This window comes from Alistipes sp. CHKCI003 (assembly GCF_900021155.1).
In the GTDB taxonomy this organism is placed as follows: domain Bacteria; phylum Bacteroidota; class Bacteroidia; order Bacteroidales; family Rikenellaceae; genus Alistipes; species Alistipes excrementavium.
In genome coordinates this window covers 1-1,262 of record NZ_FCNT01000009.1, presented here as the reverse complement: position 1 = coordinate 1,262, position 1,262 = coordinate 1, and the positions used below count along the sequence as shown (strand labels likewise).

Genomic DNA, 1,262 nt, shown 5'->3' with positions numbered 1-1,262 from the left:
CGCACCCGCTCCATGTCGGGCCGATCGTCCGAGACGCCGATGTTACCGGCTATGGTATCCGAAAAGACGTATCCCTCCTGCATCACCGTGCCGCACGCCCGCCGCCAGCACGACGGGCTGTACTGCCCGATGCGGCGGTCGCGGAGCAGCACCTCGCCCGAGGTCGGCGTGTAGAAGCCCAGCATCAGCTTGAGCATCGTGGTCTTCCCCGAGCCGCTCGCCCCGACGATGGCCGTAACCTTGTCCGCCGGAATCGTTACCGACACGTCGTCCAGAGCCTTGGCCGAGTGCGGACCGTCGTACTGGAACGTTACGCCCCGGAATTCGATGTCGGCATGGTCGGGAATCACGCGGATGCGCTCCTCGCCGGCCGGCTCTTCGTCCTCTTTCTCCTGAATCTCCGAGAGGCGTTCGAGCGAGATCTTCGCGTCCTGCGTCGCCTGCACGAACTGGATGAACTGCGACAGCGGCGCGTTGAGCTGGCCGATGATGTATTGCAGGGCGACCATCATGCCGAGGGTCATGTGGCCCTCGATGACCGCCGAGGCGGCCAGAAACGAGATGACGACGTTCTTGGTCTGGTCGATGAACGTGCCGCCCACCTCCTGCGTCTGCCCCAGCACGAGCCCCTTGATCGAGACTTGGAACAGCCGCGCCTGAATGCGCTCCCACTCCCAGCGCTTCTGCTTCTCGCAGTCGTTGAGCTTGATCTCCTGCATGCCGTCGATGAGCTGCACGATGTTGCTCTGGTTGGCAGCCGCCTCTTGGAAGCGCATGTAGTCCAGCTTGCGGCGGCGCTTCATGAAGAGCAGGATCCAGCCGACATAGAGCGCGCTGCCCAGCAGGAAGATGCCGAGAATCGTCGGGTCGTAGCCGCCCATCACGGCTCCGTAGATGACGAACGACACGACGGCCATCGCCATGCTCAGCAGCGAACCCGTGAGGAACGACTGGATGCGGTCGTAGTCGCCGATGCGCTGCATGATGTCGCCCACCATCTTCGAATCGAAGAAGGCGATCGGAAGGCGCATGAGCTTGGACAAGAAATCCGAAATGAGCGAAATGCTGATCCGGATGGTCATGTGCAGCATCAGCCACGAGCGGATGAGGTTGTTGGCCATCTGGCCCAGCACCAGCACCACCTGCGCGACGAGCATCATCACCACGAACGAGAGATTGCCCGTGCCGATGCCCTTGTCCACGACCGACTGCGTGAGGAACGGCAGGATCAGGCTCAGCACGCTGGCCGTGAGCATCGCCAG

The 1,262-nt window shown here is 62.7% G+C and carries 1 protein-coding gene; it reads right to left on the bottom strand.

Going from position 1 to position 1,262, the window contains the following annotated elements:
- Positions 1–1,262 (bottom strand): ABC transporter transmembrane domain-containing protein (locus BN3659_RS01085; RefSeq protein ID WP_141682444.1); only part of this gene is annotated, 1,262 nt, incomplete at both ends.